Origin of the sequence: Streptomyces sp. NBC_01260 (assembly GCF_036226405.1) — a bacterium.
GTDB classification, from domain to species: Bacteria; Actinomycetota; Actinomycetes; order Streptomycetales; family Streptomycetaceae; genus Streptomyces; species Streptomyces laculatispora.
Window position 1 is genome coordinate 5493066 of the sequence record NZ_CP108464.1, and the last position, 14939, is coordinate 5508004.

The window sequence follows — 14939 nt, forward strand, 5'->3', positions numbered from 1 at the left end:
CGACCGGTCCGGCCCCGGTTCAGCCCGCTCCTTCACCCTCACCGGGCCCGGCCATCGGGTTTCCCCCGGCGGCGCGGGCCCGGCGCCGCTGTTCGAGCCCCGGCGTCGGGTCCAGATAGACCCGCCGGATCGACGGATACCGCTCCCGCAACTGCTGCTCGGCCTCCTCGCAGGCCCACTCGACCTCCTCGGCGCTGGCCACGTCCCGGAAGTCGATCTTCGCGGCGATCAGGATCTCGGCCGGGCCCTGGATGAGCGTCGTCAGCTCCAGTACGTCGATGATGTGCGGCACCGTCAGCAGTTCCTCCCGCACCCCCGCCCGCATCGACTGCGACACCGGCCGGCCGATCAGCAACTGGGCGTTGGACCGGCCGAGCACCCAGGCCACGTACACGAGCAGCGCGCCGATCAGGATCGACGCGACACCGTCCCAGACCCCGGAGCCCGACAGCTGACCCCCGAGCAGCCCGCCCGCGGCCAGCAGCAGACCCACCAGAGCCGCCGAGTCCTCCATCACGACGGCCTTGACGGCGGTGTCCGGGGTGAGCCGGAAGTAGCGAGTGGCGGGAGTCCCCAGCCGGACGGCCTCCCCGCGCACCTGCCGCAGTCCGGTGCGCAGCGAGTAGCCCTCCAGCAGGAAGGCCACGCCCAGCACGATGTACGAGACGAGCGGATCGCCGAGGTCCTCGCCCGCGATCAGGGTGTGAACGCCGTCGTAGACCGAGAAGACCGCGCCGCCGACGAAGGTGGCGACGGAGGCGAGCATCGCCCAGATGTACCGTTCGGGGCCGTAACCCAGCGGGTGTTCCTCGTCCGCGGGCTTCTCGCTGCGCTTGAGCGCGGTGAGCAGCAGCACCTCGGTGACGGTGTCGGCGACCGAGTGGGCCGCCTCGGCGAGCATCGCGCTCGATCCGCTGATCAGCCCCGCGACGGCCTTCGCCACGGCGATGCCGAGATTGGCGGCCGCCGCGACGATGACGGTGAACGTGGACTCGCCGCCGGCTGGTTTCTCGTCACTCATGGTGGGGAGTATGTCCGCAGCCGGGCCCGGCATGTCCGACGCGCGGCCGGGGCCCGTTCAGTCCGTCCGGGGGACCCGGATCACGCCCTCCTGGATGACGGTGATCGCCAGCCGGCCGTCCTGCGTGTAGATACGGGCCTGGCCCAGCCCGCGCCCGCCGGACGCGGACGGCGACTCCTGGTCGTACAGCAGCCACTCGTCCGCCCGGAACGGCCGGTGGAACCACATCGCGTGGTCCAGGCTCGCGCCCACCACGTCGCCGACCGCCCAGCCGCCGCGCCCGTGGGCCAGGAGCACCGAGTCGAGCAGCGTCATGTCGGAGACGTACGTCGCCATGCAGACGTGCAGCAGCGGGTCGTCCGCCAGCTTGCCGTTGGTACGGAACCACACCTGCGAACGCGGCTCGCGCGGCTCCCCGACGGTGCCGAACGGCGGGGCGTCCACGTATCGCAGATCGACCGCGGCCCGTGCCTCGATCAGCCGGTCCACGACACCCGGATCGCTGAACCGGTCCGCGTAGCGCGGCAGCATCTCGGCGGCCGTGGGCAGCGTCTCCGGATCGGGTGCGGCCGGCATGTCCGCCTGGTGCTCCAGGCCCTCCTCGTACGTCTGGAAGGACGCGGAGAGGTGGAAGATCGGCTGCCCGTGCTGGACGGCGACGACCCGCCGGGTGGTGAAGGAACGCCCGTCCCGGATGCGGTCGACGCTGTAGACGATCGGCGCGCCGGGGTCGCCCGCCCGCAGGAAGTACGAATGCAGCGAGTGGGCGCTCCGGTCGGCCGGGACGGTACGGCCCGCGGCGACCAGCGCCTGGGCCGCGACCTGTCCGCCGAAGACGCGGGGCACGAGTGCCGAACGGCTCGTGCCCCGGAAGATGTCCCGCTCGATCTGTTCCAGGTCGAGCAGCTGGAGCAGATCGAGCAGGGAGTCGTGTGCTGTGCTCATGGAGAAGAACGTAGCCGCTCTACAAGCCCATGGACTTGGCGATGATCGACTTCATGACCTCGCTGGTGCCGCCGTAGATCCGGTTGACCCGGTTGTCCGCGTACAGGCGGGCGATCGGGTACTCGTTCATGAAGCCGTAGCCGCCGTGCAGTTGGAGGCAGCGGTCGATCACGCGGTGCGCGACCTCGGTGCAGAACAGCTTCGCGGAGGCGGCCTCCGCGGCGGTCAGCTCGCCCTGGTCCAGCGCCTCGAGCGCGCGGTCGGCGACGGCCTGGGCCGCGTCCACCTCGGCCTGGCAGGCGGCCAGCTCGAACTTGGTGTTCTGGAACGAGGCGACGGTCTTGCCGAACACGGTCCGGTCCAGCACGTACTCCTTGGCGAACCGGACGGCGGCCGCGGCCTGCGCGTACGCGCCGAAGGCGATGCCCCAGCGCTCGGAGGCCAGGTTGGTGCCGAGGTAGCCGAAGCCCTTGTTCTCCTCGCCGAGCAGGTCCTCGGCCGGGACCTTGACGTCGACGAACGCCAGCTCGGCGGTGTCGGAGGTGCGCAGACCGAGCTTGTCGAGCTTGCGGCCGACCGAGTAGCCCGCGGACTTGGTGTCGACGGCGAAGAGCGAGATACCGAAGCGGCGGTCGTCCTCGCGGGGGGCGGAGGTGCGGGCGCAGACGATGACCCGGTCGGCGTGCACACCACCGGTGATGAAGGTCTTGGCGCCGTTGAGGACGTAGTGCGTGCCGTCCTCGGAGAGCTTGGCGGTGGTCTTCATGCCCGCGACGTCGGAGCCGGTGCCCGGCTCGGTCATCGCGAGGGCCCACATCTCCTCGCCGGTGGTGAACTTCGGCAGCCAGCGCTTCTTCTGCTCGTCGGTGGCGAGCATCTTGATGTAGGGCAGGCCGAGCAGCGTGTGCACCCCGGAACCGCCGAAGGAGACGCCCGCGCGGGCGGTCTCCTCGTAGATGACGGCCTCGTACTTGTGCGAGTCGATGCCCGCGCCGTCGTACTCCTCGTCCACCGTGATGCCGAAGACACCGAGCTCGCCGAGCTTGCCGTAGAACTCGCGCGGCACCACACCGGCGGCGAACCACTCGTCGTACACCGGCACGACCTCGGCCGCGATGAAGGCGCGGATGGTCTCCCGGAACGCCTCGTGGTCCTCGTTGAATACCGTACGGCGCACGGGGTGCCTCCCTGGTCGGCTTCGCTCGGCTCGGCTAAGCGCTTGCTCAGCCTTGGTTAAAAGTTACCCGGCAGTCACCGGGGCTGTCCAGGGTGATGCTGAGCACGCCCTCCTGTGCACCCCTCCCGGCGGCGGTACGGGTGAGGGCTCCGGAATGATCAGCCGTTCGGCAACCCGATCAAGGCGAGAGCGGTATGTTTCGGGAGGCCGAGGCCGGTTCTCAGACGCCCGGATGCCGGTGCCGGCCATTAGTCTGACCGCGAGAACATGCGAGAGGAGGACGCCGTGCTGCTGAGATTCCGTGTTGCAAACTTCAGGTCCCTTCGTGACGAGCAGGAGCTGTCCTTCGTCGCCGCTTCGGACGAAGGTCACTCGGCAGTCCGGCAAGTGGAGTTGGCCGACGGGCACGTCTCCGTGTTTCCTCTGGTCGGCATCTTCGGCGCGAACGCCTCAGGCAAGTCGAACGTGCTCGACGCTCTTGCCTCGATGAGGACGGCCGTCCTCAACTCCTACGCACAGTGGGCTTCGTATCGGGGCATCCCCCGCGAGGTCTTCGCACTGGACGCGAAGAGCACCGCCGAGCCGACCTTCTTCGAGGTCGATGTGGCGATTGACGGTGTTCGCTGGACCTACGGATTCGAGCTCGGCGAACAGCGCGTCGAGTCCGAATGGGTGCACAGCTATCCTCTGGGCCACCAGCAGGAGTGGATGGACCGGGACGCCTCACGGTCCGACGTCTACAGATGGCCGAGCAGCCGCGTGAAGGACCGCGCCCAACTGGTCCGCCGGACTCGCCCCAACGCCCTGCTGCTCTCGACGGCGGGCACGGACAATCATCCGCAGCTGTCTCCCCTCTTCCACTGGTTCCGGAGCCTGTGGCAGATCGGCCCGGAGACGGAGCGCCCGCAACGCGAAGCCTTCACGGCGTCGAAGCTCACAGGTGAGCAGGGATACCGCATCAAGGAACTGCTGCGCGTCGCCGACCTCGGTATTACGGACGCAGTGGTCGAACCGTCCGCGAACGGGCCCGGCAAGGTACGGCTGCTGCACCGCGCAGCGTCGGGTGAGGTCGCACTCGACTGGCAGCGGGAGTCCCTCGGTACCCGGTCCTGGTTCGCTCTCTTGGGCCCCATGCTGCTGACTCTCGACGATGGAGCGGTCCTTCTGCTCGACGAACTCGACGCCAGTCTGCACCCCCGGTTCGCCGCAGAGGTCATCCGCCTCTTCAAGGACCCACTGTCCAATCCGAACGCCGCCCAGCTGGTGTTCACCTCCCACGAGGCGACGGTGCTCAGCACGCCGACCGGAGAACGGCTCCTCGATGCCGGACAGGTCTGGTTCACGGAGAAGGACAAGGACGGCGCCACCGAGCTCTATCCGCTGAGCTCCATGTCGCCGGGCGCCCACGAAGACCTGGCGAAGTCCTACCTGGAAGGTGCGTTCGGCGGCGTCCCGTCGCTCCTGGCCGGGCAGATCGTCCGTCGCCTGGGGGCAGTGCGGGACGAGGGCACCGAGAGTGCGGAGCACGTCTGATGGCGAAGAGGACCAAGGGGAACGCGTCCCTCACATCGGGTAAGGCGCACGGTCGCGGGCGCAGCCGGGTCGTGTACGTCTTCACCGAGGGCAAGGTCACCGAGCCGGAGTACATCAAAGCCGTCCGGCAGCTCGGCACGCTCAAGCAACCGGGGACCACCGTTGACGTCCAGATCGCCAATGCCTCGGACGAGGGATCGCAGCGCAAGCCGCTGATCCTCGTGGAGAAGGCGATCGCCTTGCTTCGCGAGAAGAGTAGGGAGGCCAAGCGGGCCGGCTTGGCCAAGGCGCTGTGGCCCCAGGTCTGGTGCCTGTTCGACAGGGACCAGCACGAGGGGGTGGAGACCGCGCTGTCCCGAGCCAAGAAGGCCGGCGTGGAGGTCGCTTACTCGCACCCCTGCTTCGAGATCTGGCGCGTGCTGCACCTGAAGCCCGTCACGGGGACCTTCGGCGGGGTCTGCGGTATGGCGGAACAGCGGCTTCCCTCTGACTGGCACCAGGTGCCCGGCGGCATCAAGGCCGTCATCCCGAAGCAGATCGAGAACCGCTTCGCCGATGCTAAGAAGCACGCTCTCGATATGAATGCCGAGCACCCCGACTACATCGCGAAAGCTCACCGCGACCCGTACACGGATGTCTTCGAGTTCGTCGAGAAGGGTCTCGGCATTGCGTCGTACTGACGCCCACTGCGGGGGCCTCGGCACCGGACCAGTGGATTTCTACCCCGTCCCGCGACAGCCGTAGGGTGCCCTGGGTATCTCAGTCTAGGGAGTCGGTACGTGGCCAAGCTCACGCTCGCGCGGTTGGAGCGGCATCTGTTCGCCGCTGCGGACGTCCTCCGGGGCACGATGGACGCCTCCGAGTACAAGGACTACATCTTCGGCCGCTGTTCCTGAAGCGGGCGAACGACGAGTTCGAGGCCGCCCGCGAACAGATCAGGGACCAGGCGGTCAAGGAGCTGGGCCTGTCCTCCGACGATCTTGAGGGCTACCTGGAGGAGGAGTTCACCTACAGCGACCGCGACGTGCTGTTCGTCCCGAGGAACGCGCGCTGGAAGTGGATCTCCTCCGGCACCCACAACCTCGTCGAGGGCCGGCTGCGCCCCGCCCTTCAGGCACTGGAGCTCCAGAACAGCAAGCTCAAGGGCCTCTTCGACCACCTCGACTTCAACCGCATCGGCGGATCCGGCGCGGCCAAGCTCGCCGACCAGCGGCTGAAGCTCCTCATCGCACACTTCGGGCGCATCCGACTGCGTACGGATGACTTCGAGTTCCCGGACCTCATCGGCGCCGCGTACGAGTACCTGATCAAGGAGTTCGCGGACACGGCGGGCCGTAAGGGCGGGGAGTTCTACACCCCGCGCGCGGTGGTCCGAGGTGTACCGACTCCTGGACCAGCTCCTGACGGACGACCCCGGGATCGGGTGGGCGGACGGTCAGGACGCACGTCTGCTGGTCGGCGATGTGTGCGATGTCGCGGCGAGCACCATGTCATCGGTCTCGTACCAGGGACAGCACCAGGACCTCAACACGCTCGCCCACGGAATCAATACTCAGCTCGTCCGCGGTGGGGTCCGACCCGCGGCCGGGGACTGGGCACCCCTGCGGAGCGTCGCGCAGCGGCTCGCCGCCTACGCGCAGGACAACCGGCAGCAGTTTCTGAGGCGGGCGAGGGGAGAATAGGGGGGTGACCACGCTCGCAGACCGCCCTCCCGCTCCGCCGCTCGCCGAAGGCGACCAGCTCGCCATCGACGGTCTGGTGCTGTGTGTGCGGGCGAGCAAGCGGAGGAAGCGGTTCGCGCTGACCGTGGAATCCGACGCGAGCCTCACCCTGCACGCTCCCGACGGAAGCCCTGCCGCGGAGGCGGAGGAATTTGTACGGGCGCACTGGTCCTGGCTGGTATCGAAACTCGGAATACGAGAGCGGACGCGGCCACTGAACCCTGCCAAGCGCCTGATCGAGGGAGAGGTGTTTCGCTACCTCGGGCGGACCTACCGGCTGGCGCTCTCCGACGACGTGCCGGCCGGTGGGCAGATGCGGCTGATCGCCGGTCGCCTGGTCCTGGGGGCCGCCGACGCGGAGGCCCCCGGTCGGGGCCGTGCCGCCCTCGTCGACTGGTACAGCAGGGCAGGTCAGACCTGGGCCGCGGGGCGCCTCCAGCCGTGGGCCGCCCGCATGGCTGTGCCCGAGCCCGCGATGGAGGTGCGCGACCTCGGCCAGCGTGGGGCTCGTACGCCCCCGAGGGCGGTCTTGGCCGGATGAGTCTCGGGTGGCCCCTGTTCCAGCTGCCCATGCATCTGGTGGACTACGTCATCGCCCATGAGCTGGCCCACGTCAGGGTTCCCGGGCACGGCGCTGACTTCTGGCGGCTGCTCGGCCTGGCGCTTCCCGAGTTCGAAGCGCGCCGTATGGAACTTGACGAGCTGGGGCGGCGCATGTGGATGGGCGACATCGCTTAGTACTGGCTCATCCGGGTGGTTTGAGGGTGCCTTCGGGGATACGGAGGGAGCCGGCCGCGGCCGCACCTCAGATGCCGAGCCGGGCGGCGATCCCGTCCAGTACGCAGTCCAGGCCCGTCTCGAACGCCCAGGTCGCATCGTCCTTGCGGGTCGCCCGCAGCCCGTAGCGCTGGTACGTGGGGTAGCGGCCGGTCTCCATCAGGTAGATCATCTGCGGCTCCAGGCCCAGTCGCGTCTCGTCGCCGGATGACCAGCCCGCGGACTCGGTCCACTCCCGCAGGGCCACCTCCGACTGTCCCGCGCCATGGGCGAAGGCGCTGACGGTGCGGAAGGCGACCATCATCGAGTCCTCGTCGAGGCCGAGGCCGTCGAGCGCCGCCAGCTGCCGCTCGGCGATGGCTTGATGGATACGTTGTACATATCCATTGCTTCCCGAGGGATCCCATGCCCAGCACCCGCCCGCAGCTCTGCGTCGCCGTCGTCGGCAGTACCCGTGAGGGCCGCTTCGTACCCGTCGTCACCCAGTGGCTGAAGGGGCACCTGTCCCAGCGCGACGACATGGCCACGGATGTCGTCGACCTCGCCGAGACCCGCTGCCCACGGTCCTGCCCGCGTTCGGCCGGCCTCCCGCGCCGGGCACCGAGGAGGCACTCGCCCTGGTGTCACCGCGGCTCGCGGCAGCCGACGCGTTCATCTTCGTCATGCCGGAGTACAACCACAGCTTTCCCGCCTCCCTGAAGAACGCCATCGACTGGCACAACGAGCAGTGGCACGCCAAGCCGATCGCCTTCGTCTCCTACGGCGGCCTCTCCGGCGGCCTGCGCGCCGTGGAGCAACTCCGCGTCGTGATGGCCGAGCTGAACGCCACGACCATCCGCAACACGGTGAGCTTCCACAACGCCTACGGTCTGTTCGGCACGGACGGCACCGTCGACGACCCCCAGGTCGATGCGGCCGCCAAGGCGCTGCTGGACCAGCTCGCCCGGTGGGCGCTCGCGCTGCGTGACGCCAGGACCGCTGCCCCGTAAGCGGCCTGACGATGAATCACGCATCTGGGGGCAACCATGAGCCAGGACACGAAGGACACGCACGACCGGCCGGAGCTGGAGGCCGCCCGACCACCCGCCGACGAGAGCGCAGGCCCGTCGAAACTCGTCCCGTTCGGCCTCCTCCTCGGCCTGCTTGACGGCACCATCGTCGGCACCGCCCTGCCGACGATCGTCGGCGACCTGGGAGGCCTCGACCACCTGTCCTGGGTGGTGACCGCCTATCTGCTCACCGCCTCCCTATCCACCCCATCTGGGGCCAGCTCGACGACCTGTACGGGCGCAAAGGCAGCTTCGTCTGGTCGATCACGGTGTTCCTCGCCGGATCCGTACTCTCCGGGCTCGCCCAGGACATGGGGCAGCTCATCGCCTTCCGCGCCGTTCAGGGGCTCGGCGCGGGCGGCCTCATGGTCGGCGCCATCTCTATCATCGGCGCCGTACGTCCTGGAGGAATCGGTCAGCCCGTCACCGCAGAATCCACTGCGGGGGCGGGCTCCTCCGCGTAGCGGCTCCGTCCCGGAAAGCGGAACGGAGAGCGGAACGGAAAGCGGAACGGAGAGCGGAACGGGAATGGCTCAAAGAGATCGCCTGCAGGTATGTGTACGCGGGCGAGCTGGGACCATTCCGACGCGTGCCCACCGGCTCGGCGGTCAGTTCGGTGGGAGCTCCTGAAATGAACAAGGCCGGCGTTGCGGGTCAGGAGGCGGCGGTTGGCGGTGGGGCGGCCGCAAAGCGGTCGTCGGCCCGGGCCAGTCGCAGCGTGATTCTCGTGACCTTCTGCTTGGCCGTGCTGATGTCGATCGTGGCGAGAGGATGTCCTCCCGGGGCGATCAGGTACACCGGTTCGCTGTTCACGGTGAGTCTGCATGCCGCCTGAATCCGATCACGGAATTGCACGGTCTCGGTGGCGATGTCGACAGCACCGATGACGGCGGTGCGGGCGCCGCGAGGCAGGAGTGCCGCGTCGGCGTCGCGGACGCTGTCAGAGGCGAGCAACTGGATCATCCTGCGCGTATCCCCGGTTCGGGCTGCTGTCAGGAAGGCTTCGACGATCGGCTGATCCGGTCGGCTGTGCTGTGCCGAGGCATCCTGGGCGCTGTCGAGGCGTTGCCGAGCCCGGCTGGCGTGCTTCTTGGCACTGGGCACTGTCCCGCCCAGCACGTCCGCGATCTGGTCGAACGGCACAGAGAACAGGTCGTGCAGGACGTACGCGACCCGTTGGGGCGGGGTCAACTGGTTCAACAGGACCATGAGCGCCCGGGAGACGTCCTCCGTGCGGAGGACCGCTTCGTCCGCAGCCAGTTCTGCGGCCGGGACGGCGCCCGCGAGCAGCGGCGCTTCGTTGCGACGGCGTCGGGCACGCAGCTCGTCAAGGCAGACCCTGGCGATGACAGTCGTGAGCCAGGCCGACGGGTTCTCGATCGATGGTGAGGATCGGGCAGTCATGGCCCGCAGCCATGCCGTTTGGACGGCATCCTGGGCGTCATGGGCCGAGCCGAGCATGCGGTGGGCAGCCGACAGCAGATGCGGTCGCGCGGCCTCGAATTCTTCGACCGTGATCGGCATGGGTGTCACCTTTCGGGGCCGGCGGACGTCAGGACGGTCGGTTGAACCCATTCCTGTTCGCATCCCGAGGAGATGACAACGTCATGAGCCTACAGACCGTGCGGTTCCGCACCGACAACGACACAGATGCCGAGGTCCGGTCGCAGCGCGCGAAGGTGTTCGCCGCCGTTCGGGAGGCATCACTCCAGGGCGCGGTCAGCACGGCGTACGCCAGTGAGTCGGCACCGGACTTCGACCCGGCTCGGCTGCGAGACCTGATCGGCCGATCCGCGGGAGCGCCGGTTCCACCGGAACGGTTCGTCGTCGTGGGGGCGTGCAACTCGTGAGCCTCGTACTGATCATCGCCACTGATGGGTGCGTCGTCGCGAACGTGTTCATCGCGGTCGCGGACTATGCGCGGGCACCGTTCGTGCTCGCGAACTTCGCCGAGGTCCGATTCCTGCCGCCGACTGCGTTGCCGTATCTGGCAACCCTCAAACTCGCAGGCGCTATCGGCCTTCTCGTGGGACTTCTCGGGGTCCGCTGGCTGGGCCTGGCGGCAGGAGTCGGCTTGACCGCGTTCTTCGTCGGCGCGGTCCTGACTCACGTCCGCGCCCGTGTCTTCCACAACATCGCAGTCCCGGGCGGCTACCTGCTACTCGCAGTCGCCGCGGCCAGCTTCTTCGTGAGCAAGCCATGACTCACGCCGACGCCGTTCGGAACGTGCACCGCAACCACCACCGGCCCCACAGCGCTGCCGGCGCTTCTCCGCCGGCAGCGTCGCCATGGCTCGTACTCCTAGGAGTTCCGGTCGCCCTCAACGTTGGCGACCATCCTGCGCAGCACCTTGAGCGCGGCCACGTACTCCTCGTCGCTGATGCCGTCGTGGACCACGGCGCGCAGCTCGGTCACCAGCTCGCGCAGCCGCACCCTGGCCGCCTCCCCGGCATCGGTGAGGCGCAGGAGCTTTCCGGTGTCGATCGAGAGCCAGCCACGGTGGATCAGCTGGTCGACGACCCGTGAAATCTCGTGCGGCCCGTCCGTCAGGGGAGTCAGCTGACTGACGACCTCCTCGCGACTCGGCGTTGCGGGCCCGCCGTTCACGCGGTTCAACACCCAGTACTGCGGCTGTGTGACGTCGATTGCGGCCATGGCGTCACGCAGGTGACGGGTGACGGCCGAGTGGGCGAGACCACTCCAGTAACCGATGGGCTGGGTGGCCAACATGTCGTCGGTGGCGGTCGGATCAGCCGGGGCCTGGTCGGTGGTGGTGCCGGTCAGCGGTCTCATGACGGCGACGCTACATCGGACAGGCCCCGGCGCACGTGGATCGCCGGACGGCCCTCAGCGGGCCACCGCGAAAGCGCCGACGCCCGTGAGGTCGGCCGACAACGCCCAAAGCCGAGCAGCCTGTTCGGGGTCGGCTCGGACGCCGGTTCACGAGGTCGCGAACCGGTTCCCCCGTGACGACCTTGCCGACGGTTTCATGGCGTACGTCTTCGGGGACACGCGGGACGTCGCAGCGAGCCGCCCGCCGTCCAAGGACGGCGGACTCGCCGCCATCAGCACCGCACCCCGTTACCTCCTCCCTCTCCGCCCGCGCGCCCTGGTCACGGGATACGAGGCGCAGGACCCGCCGGCCGGGCAACCCGGTGGGCTGAGTCGCGCGGAGATGATCGCTGAGCTCAGGGGCGGAGCAGGGCTGTTCGAGAGGCCCGCAGGGAGTTGAGAGCGAAGTGGGCGCGGCGGGTGCTGCTGGAGCGGCGTCGGGCGCGTGGGCGAGCGCTCACATCACTCTCAACTCCGGGTTGGGGGCGTTGGTGGCCGGCTGCTCGGTGGAGAGGACGGTTATCCCGCCGGCCGTGCCTCGACTTCAGGAGCGGAAGCCGATAACGCCGTAGCCCGGTCGTGCTTCAGCGTGCCGCATCCAGGTGAGGCACTGCATGACAGCGTCCAGGACCTCGGGCTCCAGCGGCGGGGCTTGGCCCGACTCGTCGACCGCGCGTTTGGTGGCCTCGAACTGCTGGAGCGCCTGGGCGACGTGTTCGGGAGCCCACTCGCCGCAGCCCGGTGTGTACGTGTAGGGCAGTGGAGCCGGCGGATCGCTGTGGCTGAAGGAGTCCACGGACACAGCGGTGATACCCAGGGCCTCCAGGCCCTGGTCGACGACAGACAGCCAGTCGCCTTTGTGCGGTGTGAAGCAGTCGTTGGGCAGGAAGGTGCCGGTGAGCGTGCATATTCGCTGGTAGGCGTAGCTGTACTGGAAGGCGTGGTCCCGGTTTTCGCTGAAGGGGCCGCCGTGGATGACCGCGGAGAGTGCCTCGTCTGCCGTGGGGGAGCCTTGCTCGATCGCGTGACTGTGGTAGTCGTCGTCGCGGGTCAGGTCGTCCCCGAATTCGGCGCGTATCACGTTCAGCAATTGGTCATCGCGGGATCCGACCAGGGCGCGCGTAGCGGCCACGTCCAGCAGGTAGACGCTCAAGGAAGAACTCATGAGACGAACCCTAGGCGGTGCCGCTGACACTCCTGCGAGATGTGCCGGACGGCACAGAAGGCCGCTGGCCTAGATGATGCGGTCCTTGTGCGGCGATGCGGCACTGGACGTGGTCCTCGGTCGTGGTCGTGGAGGCGAACATGGCGCAGGCGATCTGCATCGCGTTCACGCAGGCGCCCCAGGTGAGGAAGATCGCTTCCTGCGGTCCAGCAGGCAGTGACCCTTGGCCAGCAGGAGCGAGGTGTCGAATGCATCGCCCAGACCGGTGGAGTCCGCCTCCAGACTGTCGATCCACCCGTCGGCGCTCTCCTGGAGAACAGCGAGGCCGGCTTCCGCGTTCCCTGTGGGAAGGGGATGGCGGGAAACCGTGGCGACCAATGTGTCGCTCTTCAGGAGATCGATCAGGGACGTGTCAGACGGGGAACTCTCCGACCCAGCTGCGCTGGAGGAGGTGCTGGGGGAGGTATTCGGTTTCGATGTCGATGGGGAAGTCGCCGTCGTAGGCGAGGCATGCGATGGCCAGTGGCCCGATAGCCCACAGGCCCTCGATGCTCTCCTCGCGGTCTTCGTCTTTCGTCCAGTAGGTTTTGTGGAGTTCAAGTGCTTCTACGAGGGCGGTGTTGAAGCTGGCGTGGTCGTGTTTGACGAAGTGGTAGAAGAGGTTGATCGGGGGGTACGAGATGTTTTGCAGCCAGTCTCGCGGGGCGATTTCGGCCGCGTCGGGGTGGGAGGCCTGGAAGGTTGCGGTGAGGGCCTCAACCATTTCGGGCTGCTGGCGCAACCAATACGCCTGCAGGGTGGCTACCCAGTGGTAGAGATATTCGTCGTGCTGTGCACCGGAGGCGCGCAGCACGGCCATCGGTACCTCGCAGAGTTCGGTCATGCGCTCCTGGTCGCGGCAGATGACGGCGAAGAAGAAGGCATCGATCCATGCCGGTGCGTTGATGAAGGTCCGTGGGCCGGTGGCGGGCAGTGCGCGCATTTCGTGATGGATGCGGCACTCGACGGTGCCCCCGGTGGCACTTGCGGTCCGGAAGATCGCCGATCCAACTTGCATAGCGTTGACCACGGCTTCCCAGGTTTCGATACCTGAGCTTGTGGGGTCGATCGTCGAGCGGGCCTCGACGCATGTCCGCACGGAGTTCCAAAGTACGTCGAGCATGTGCGGCGACTGTTCGAGAGAGTTGATTGCCTCGATCGTCCTGCGGGATCGGTTCTGTGCATACCTCTCGTCATCGGGCCCGGGCTCGCCATGGCGTGAGATGGTCACAGTCACGAAGGCCTCCTGGGCCGTCCATCAGGGCACGCGTCACTGGGCGGATCGTCAGGTGGGGAACTCGCCAGCCCACGTTGCCCTCAAGAGGTGTCCGGGCATGTAGTCCGACTCGATCTCGATGGAAAAGTCGGCGTCGAGTGCCAAGCAGGCCATGGCTAGCGGGGCCAAGGCGACCCATCCGTAGCAGGAGTCGGCTCGCTCCTGATCAGTTGTCCAATAGGCCTTGTGTGCGCGGAGCGCCTTCTCCAGTGAGCCGAGCTGACCTGCATGGCGCTGATCCATGCTTCCCAAGTGGGTAGCAGATCTGCCTCGGTGTCCAACAGGCAGTGCGACGTCACCGGGCCACCGGGCGCTTCTCCTTCCAGCTTGCGGCTCGGTAGGTAGTCTGTGCCCGCTGAGCCGCCCGGCAGGTTGTCTGCCGTCCCGCCACGCGTCCTGTCGACACCGGTGCGTCGTGGCGAGGCGCCTCATGGGTAGGGGCCTCAAGAGGCAAGAACTCCGCGGCGTCCCGGTGTTCCTGTATGTCTCGGGAGGCAGAGCCTTGCGAGTCTTGAACACCCCTGGTGGTGCTCAAGTATCGATTTCACCAGACCAGCCGAACTGCAGCAGTTCTTTTGGTAGATACTCGGATTCGATCTCGATTGCGAAGCCGTTGTCGAAGGCCATGCATGCGATGGCGAGTGGGGCGAGAGCAACCAAACCGTCACTGCTCAAGGATCGCGCCTCGTCTGCGGTCCAATACTGCCTGTGCCAGTAGAGGAACTCGTTCAGCGATGTGTTGAACTTGTCAGCTTCCCCGCGGTTGTAAAGCTGGAATAGTTCAAGCGGTGGGTAAAGGATCTTTAGTAGCGTTTCCTTGTCGGCGATCCGGGCGGTCTCGGGGGTGGCGTGACTGATCGCGGCGACCAGATTGCTCCACATGTCGCTTGAGCGGCGGGCCCAGTAGCTCTGCAGAGCTTCGACCCATTCGTAGACGTACTCGTCGAACACTGCCCCGGATTCGCGGAGGAACGACACTGGTACCTGCATGAGACGGTCGAGGCGCTCCTCCTCGCGGCAGATCGTCGCCAGGTAGACCGAAGTGAGCCACGAGCCGGCGTGTGTGTAGGAGGTCGGTCCGGTTGCGGGGAGTTGCCGCACATCCCCGGCGATCCCGATACGGCAGGGCGGTGCCCCTTCTGTCGCAGTGGCCGAATCGAACAGTGCGGAGCCGACCTGCATGGCTGTGACCCACGCCTCCCAGGTCTCGATCTTCTCGCCCTGGGGATCGCCGGCACAGCGCGACATGGCCACGGTCAAGCAGCAGTCAAGGGCCCGGGAGCGGGACATCTCCGATACTTCAAGCCGATCGAGGACCCGATTGGTGCTCTCGGTGAGCGAAGCCATGTCCTCCTGGGTCACCCCTACTGGGAAGTCGTGGCGGGGAACGCTCGTGACCACTGG

General features: G+C 67.5%; 16 protein-coding genes and 4 pseudogenes. 10 read left to right on the top strand and 10 right to left on the bottom strand.

What is annotated here, in order from left to right; genetic code table 11:
* Positions 1-19: 19 nt before the first annotated feature.
* From OG322_RS24405 to OG322_RS24415, 3 genes are read right to left on the bottom strand one after another with little or no spacing between them, the layout of a single operon-like run.
* Positions 20-1021 (bottom strand): cation diffusion facilitator family transporter, encoded by a 1002-nt coding sequence (locus tag OG322_RS24405; RefSeq protein WP_123471519.1) that lies wholly within the window; start codon positions 1019-1021, stop codon positions 20-22.
* A 57-nt stretch (positions 1022-1078) separates the two neighbouring features.
* Complete coding sequence (tesB, locus tag OG322_RS24410) at positions 1079-1966, bottom strand: acyl-CoA thioesterase II (protein WP_329306919.1); 888 nt, start codon at positions 1964-1966, stop codon at positions 1079-1081.
* 19 nt (positions 1967-1985) lie between these two features.
* Positions 1986-3143, bottom strand: a complete 1158-nt coding sequence (locus tag OG322_RS24415; protein WP_123471245.1) for an acyl-CoA dehydrogenase family protein — start codon at positions 3141-3143, stop codon at positions 1986-1988.
* A 285-nt stretch (positions 3144-3428) separates the two neighbouring features.
* Between OG322_RS24415 and OG322_RS24420 the strand changes: the two genes are divergently transcribed.
* From OG322_RS24420 to OG322_RS24445, 6 genes and pseudogenes are all read left to right on the top strand, one after another.
* Positions 3429-4676: an AAA family ATPase gene (locus tag OG322_RS24420; RefSeq protein ID WP_329306920.1), complete on the top strand. Its 1248-nt coding sequence runs from the start codon at positions 3429-3431 to the stop codon at positions 4674-4676.
* On the top strand, positions 4676-5356 hold the full coding sequence (locus OG322_RS24425; protein ID WP_124284075.1) for an RloB family protein: 681 nt from the start codon (positions 4676-4678) through the stop codon (positions 5354-5356). Before OG322_RS24420 ends, OG322_RS24425 begins: the two co-directional genes overlap by 1 nt.
* Positions 5357-5455: 99 nt before the next feature.
* Positions 5456-5572 carry a type I restriction-modification system subunit M N-terminal domain-containing protein gene (locus tag OG322_RS24430; protein ID WP_329306921.1) on the top strand — a complete coding sequence of 39 codons (117 nt, stop codon included), beginning with the start codon at positions 5456-5458 and terminating at the stop codon, positions 5570-5572.
* A 38-nt stretch (positions 5573-5610) separates the two neighbouring features.
* Positions 5611-6006: pseudogene (locus OG322_RS24435) on the top strand (type I restriction-modification system subunit M N-terminal domain-containing protein); the annotation flags it as partial.
* 46 nt (positions 6007-6052) lie between these two features.
* Positions 6053-6358 carry a hypothetical protein gene (locus tag OG322_RS24440; protein WP_164494299.1) on the top strand — a complete coding sequence of 102 codons (306 nt, stop codon included), beginning with the start codon at positions 6053-6055 and terminating at the stop codon, positions 6356-6358.
* Positions 6359-6482: 124 nt separating this feature from the next.
* Positions 6483-7135 (top strand): annotated as a pseudogene (locus OG322_RS24445) (M48 family metallopeptidase).
* A 67-nt stretch (positions 7136-7202) separates the two neighbouring features.
* Here OG322_RS24445 and OG322_RS24450 read toward each other — a convergent pair.
* Entirely contained in the window at positions 7203-7544 is a 342-nt protein-coding gene (locus OG322_RS24450; protein WP_124284074.1) for a TetR/AcrR family transcriptional regulator C-terminal domain-containing protein, read from the bottom strand.
* Positions 7545-7579: 35 nt separating this feature from the next.
* On the opposite strand from OG322_RS24450, the pseudogene OG322_RS24455 reads away from it, so the two are divergent.
* Positions 7580-8163, top strand: a pseudogene (locus tag OG322_RS24455) (NADPH-dependent FMN reductase).
* Positions 8164-8199: 36 nt separating this feature from the next.
* Positions 8200-8627 (top strand): annotated as a pseudogene (locus tag OG322_RS24460) (MFS transporter); the annotation flags it as partial.
* 250 nt (positions 8628-8877) lie between these two features.
* On the opposite strand, the gene OG322_RS24465 reads toward OG322_RS24460, so the two are convergent.
* The gene (locus OG322_RS24465) at positions 8878-9747 is read right to left on the bottom strand and encodes a sigma-70 family RNA polymerase sigma factor (protein ID WP_329306922.1); all 870 of its coding nucleotides are present in this window, start codon (positions 9745-9747) and stop codon (positions 8878-8880) included.
* A gap of 83 nt (positions 9748-9830) precedes the next feature.
* On the opposite strand from OG322_RS24465, the gene OG322_RS24470 reads away from it, so the two are divergent.
* Together OG322_RS24470 and OG322_RS24475 are read left to right on the top strand one after the other, a co-directional pair.
* Positions 9831-10073, top strand: coding sequence for a hypothetical protein (locus tag OG322_RS24470; protein ID WP_124284073.1), 243 nt, complete (start codon positions 9831-9833; stop codon positions 10071-10073).
* Positions 10070-10426, top strand: coding sequence for a DoxX family protein (locus OG322_RS24475; RefSeq protein ID WP_123471238.1), 357 nt, complete (start codon positions 10070-10072; stop codon positions 10424-10426). The genes OG322_RS24470 and OG322_RS24475 overlap by 4 nt, the downstream gene beginning before the upstream one ends.
* A 98-nt stretch (positions 10427-10524) precedes the next feature.
* Here OG322_RS24475 and OG322_RS24480 read toward each other — a convergent pair whose 3' ends face one another.
* From OG322_RS24480 to OG322_RS24500, 5 genes are all read right to left on the bottom strand, one after another.
* The gene (locus tag OG322_RS24480) at positions 10525-11016 is read right to left on the bottom strand and encodes a MarR family winged helix-turn-helix transcriptional regulator (RefSeq protein ID WP_329306923.1); all 492 of its coding nucleotides are present in this window, start codon (positions 11014-11016) and stop codon (positions 10525-10527) included.
* Positions 11017-11599: 583 nt separating this feature from the next.
* A complete protein-coding gene (locus OG322_RS24485) occupies positions 11600-12220 on the bottom strand; it encodes a DUF7691 family protein (RefSeq protein WP_123471235.1) in 621 nt (206 codons plus the stop codon).
* A 412-nt stretch (positions 12221-12632) separates the two neighbouring features.
* Entirely contained in the window at positions 12633-13496 is an 864-nt protein-coding gene (locus OG322_RS24490; RefSeq protein WP_329306924.1) for an immunity 49 family protein, read from the bottom strand.
* A 48-nt stretch (positions 13497-13544) separates the two neighbouring features.
* A complete protein-coding gene (locus OG322_RS24495; RefSeq protein WP_123471232.1) occupies positions 13545-13967 on the bottom strand; it encodes an Imm49 family immunity protein in 423 nt (140 codons plus the stop codon).
* 99 nt (positions 13968-14066) lie between these two features.
* Entirely contained in the window at positions 14067-14882 is an 816-nt protein-coding gene (locus OG322_RS24500; RefSeq protein ID WP_123471517.1) for an immunity 49 family protein, read from the bottom strand.
* Positions 14883-14939: the final 57 nt, after the last annotated feature.

What these genes read in the sequence shown, in the direction of transcription:
- OG322_RS24470 (WP_124284073.1), top strand. Translation starts at nt 9,831, where the DNA reads ATGAGCCTACAGACCGTGCGGTTCCGCACCGACAACGACACAGATGCC.
- OG322_RS24485 (WP_123471235.1), bottom strand. Translation starts at nt 12,220, where the DNA reads ATGAGTTCTTCCTTGAGCGTCTACCTGCTGGACGTGGCCGCTACGCGC.
- OG322_RS24465 (WP_329306922.1), bottom strand. Translation starts at nt 9,747, where the DNA reads ATGCCGATCACGGTCGAAGAATTCGAGGCCGCGCGACCGCATCTGCTG.
- OG322_RS24495 (WP_123471232.1), bottom strand. Translation starts at nt 13,967, where the DNA reads ATGAGGCGCCTCGCCACGACGCACCGGTGTCGACAGGACGCGTGGCGG.
- OG322_RS24425 (WP_124284075.1), top strand. Translation starts at nt 4,676, where the DNA reads ATGGCGAAGAGGACCAAGGGGAACGCGTCCCTCACATCGGGTAAGGCG.
- OG322_RS24480 (WP_329306923.1), bottom strand. Translation starts at nt 11,016, where the DNA reads ATGAGACCGCTGACCGGCACCACCACCGACCAGGCCCCGGCTGATCCG.
- OG322_RS24500 (WP_123471517.1), bottom strand. Translation starts at nt 14,882, where the DNA reads ATGGCTTCGCTCACCGAGAGCACCAATCGGGTCCTCGATCGGCTTGAA.
- OG322_RS24405 (WP_123471519.1), bottom strand. Translation starts at nt 1,021, where the DNA reads ATGAGTGACGAGAAACCAGCCGGCGGCGAGTCCACGTTCACCGTCATC.
- tesB (WP_329306919.1), bottom strand. Translation starts at nt 1,966, where the DNA reads ATGAGCACAGCACACGACTCCCTGCTCGATCTGCTCCAGCTGCTCGAC.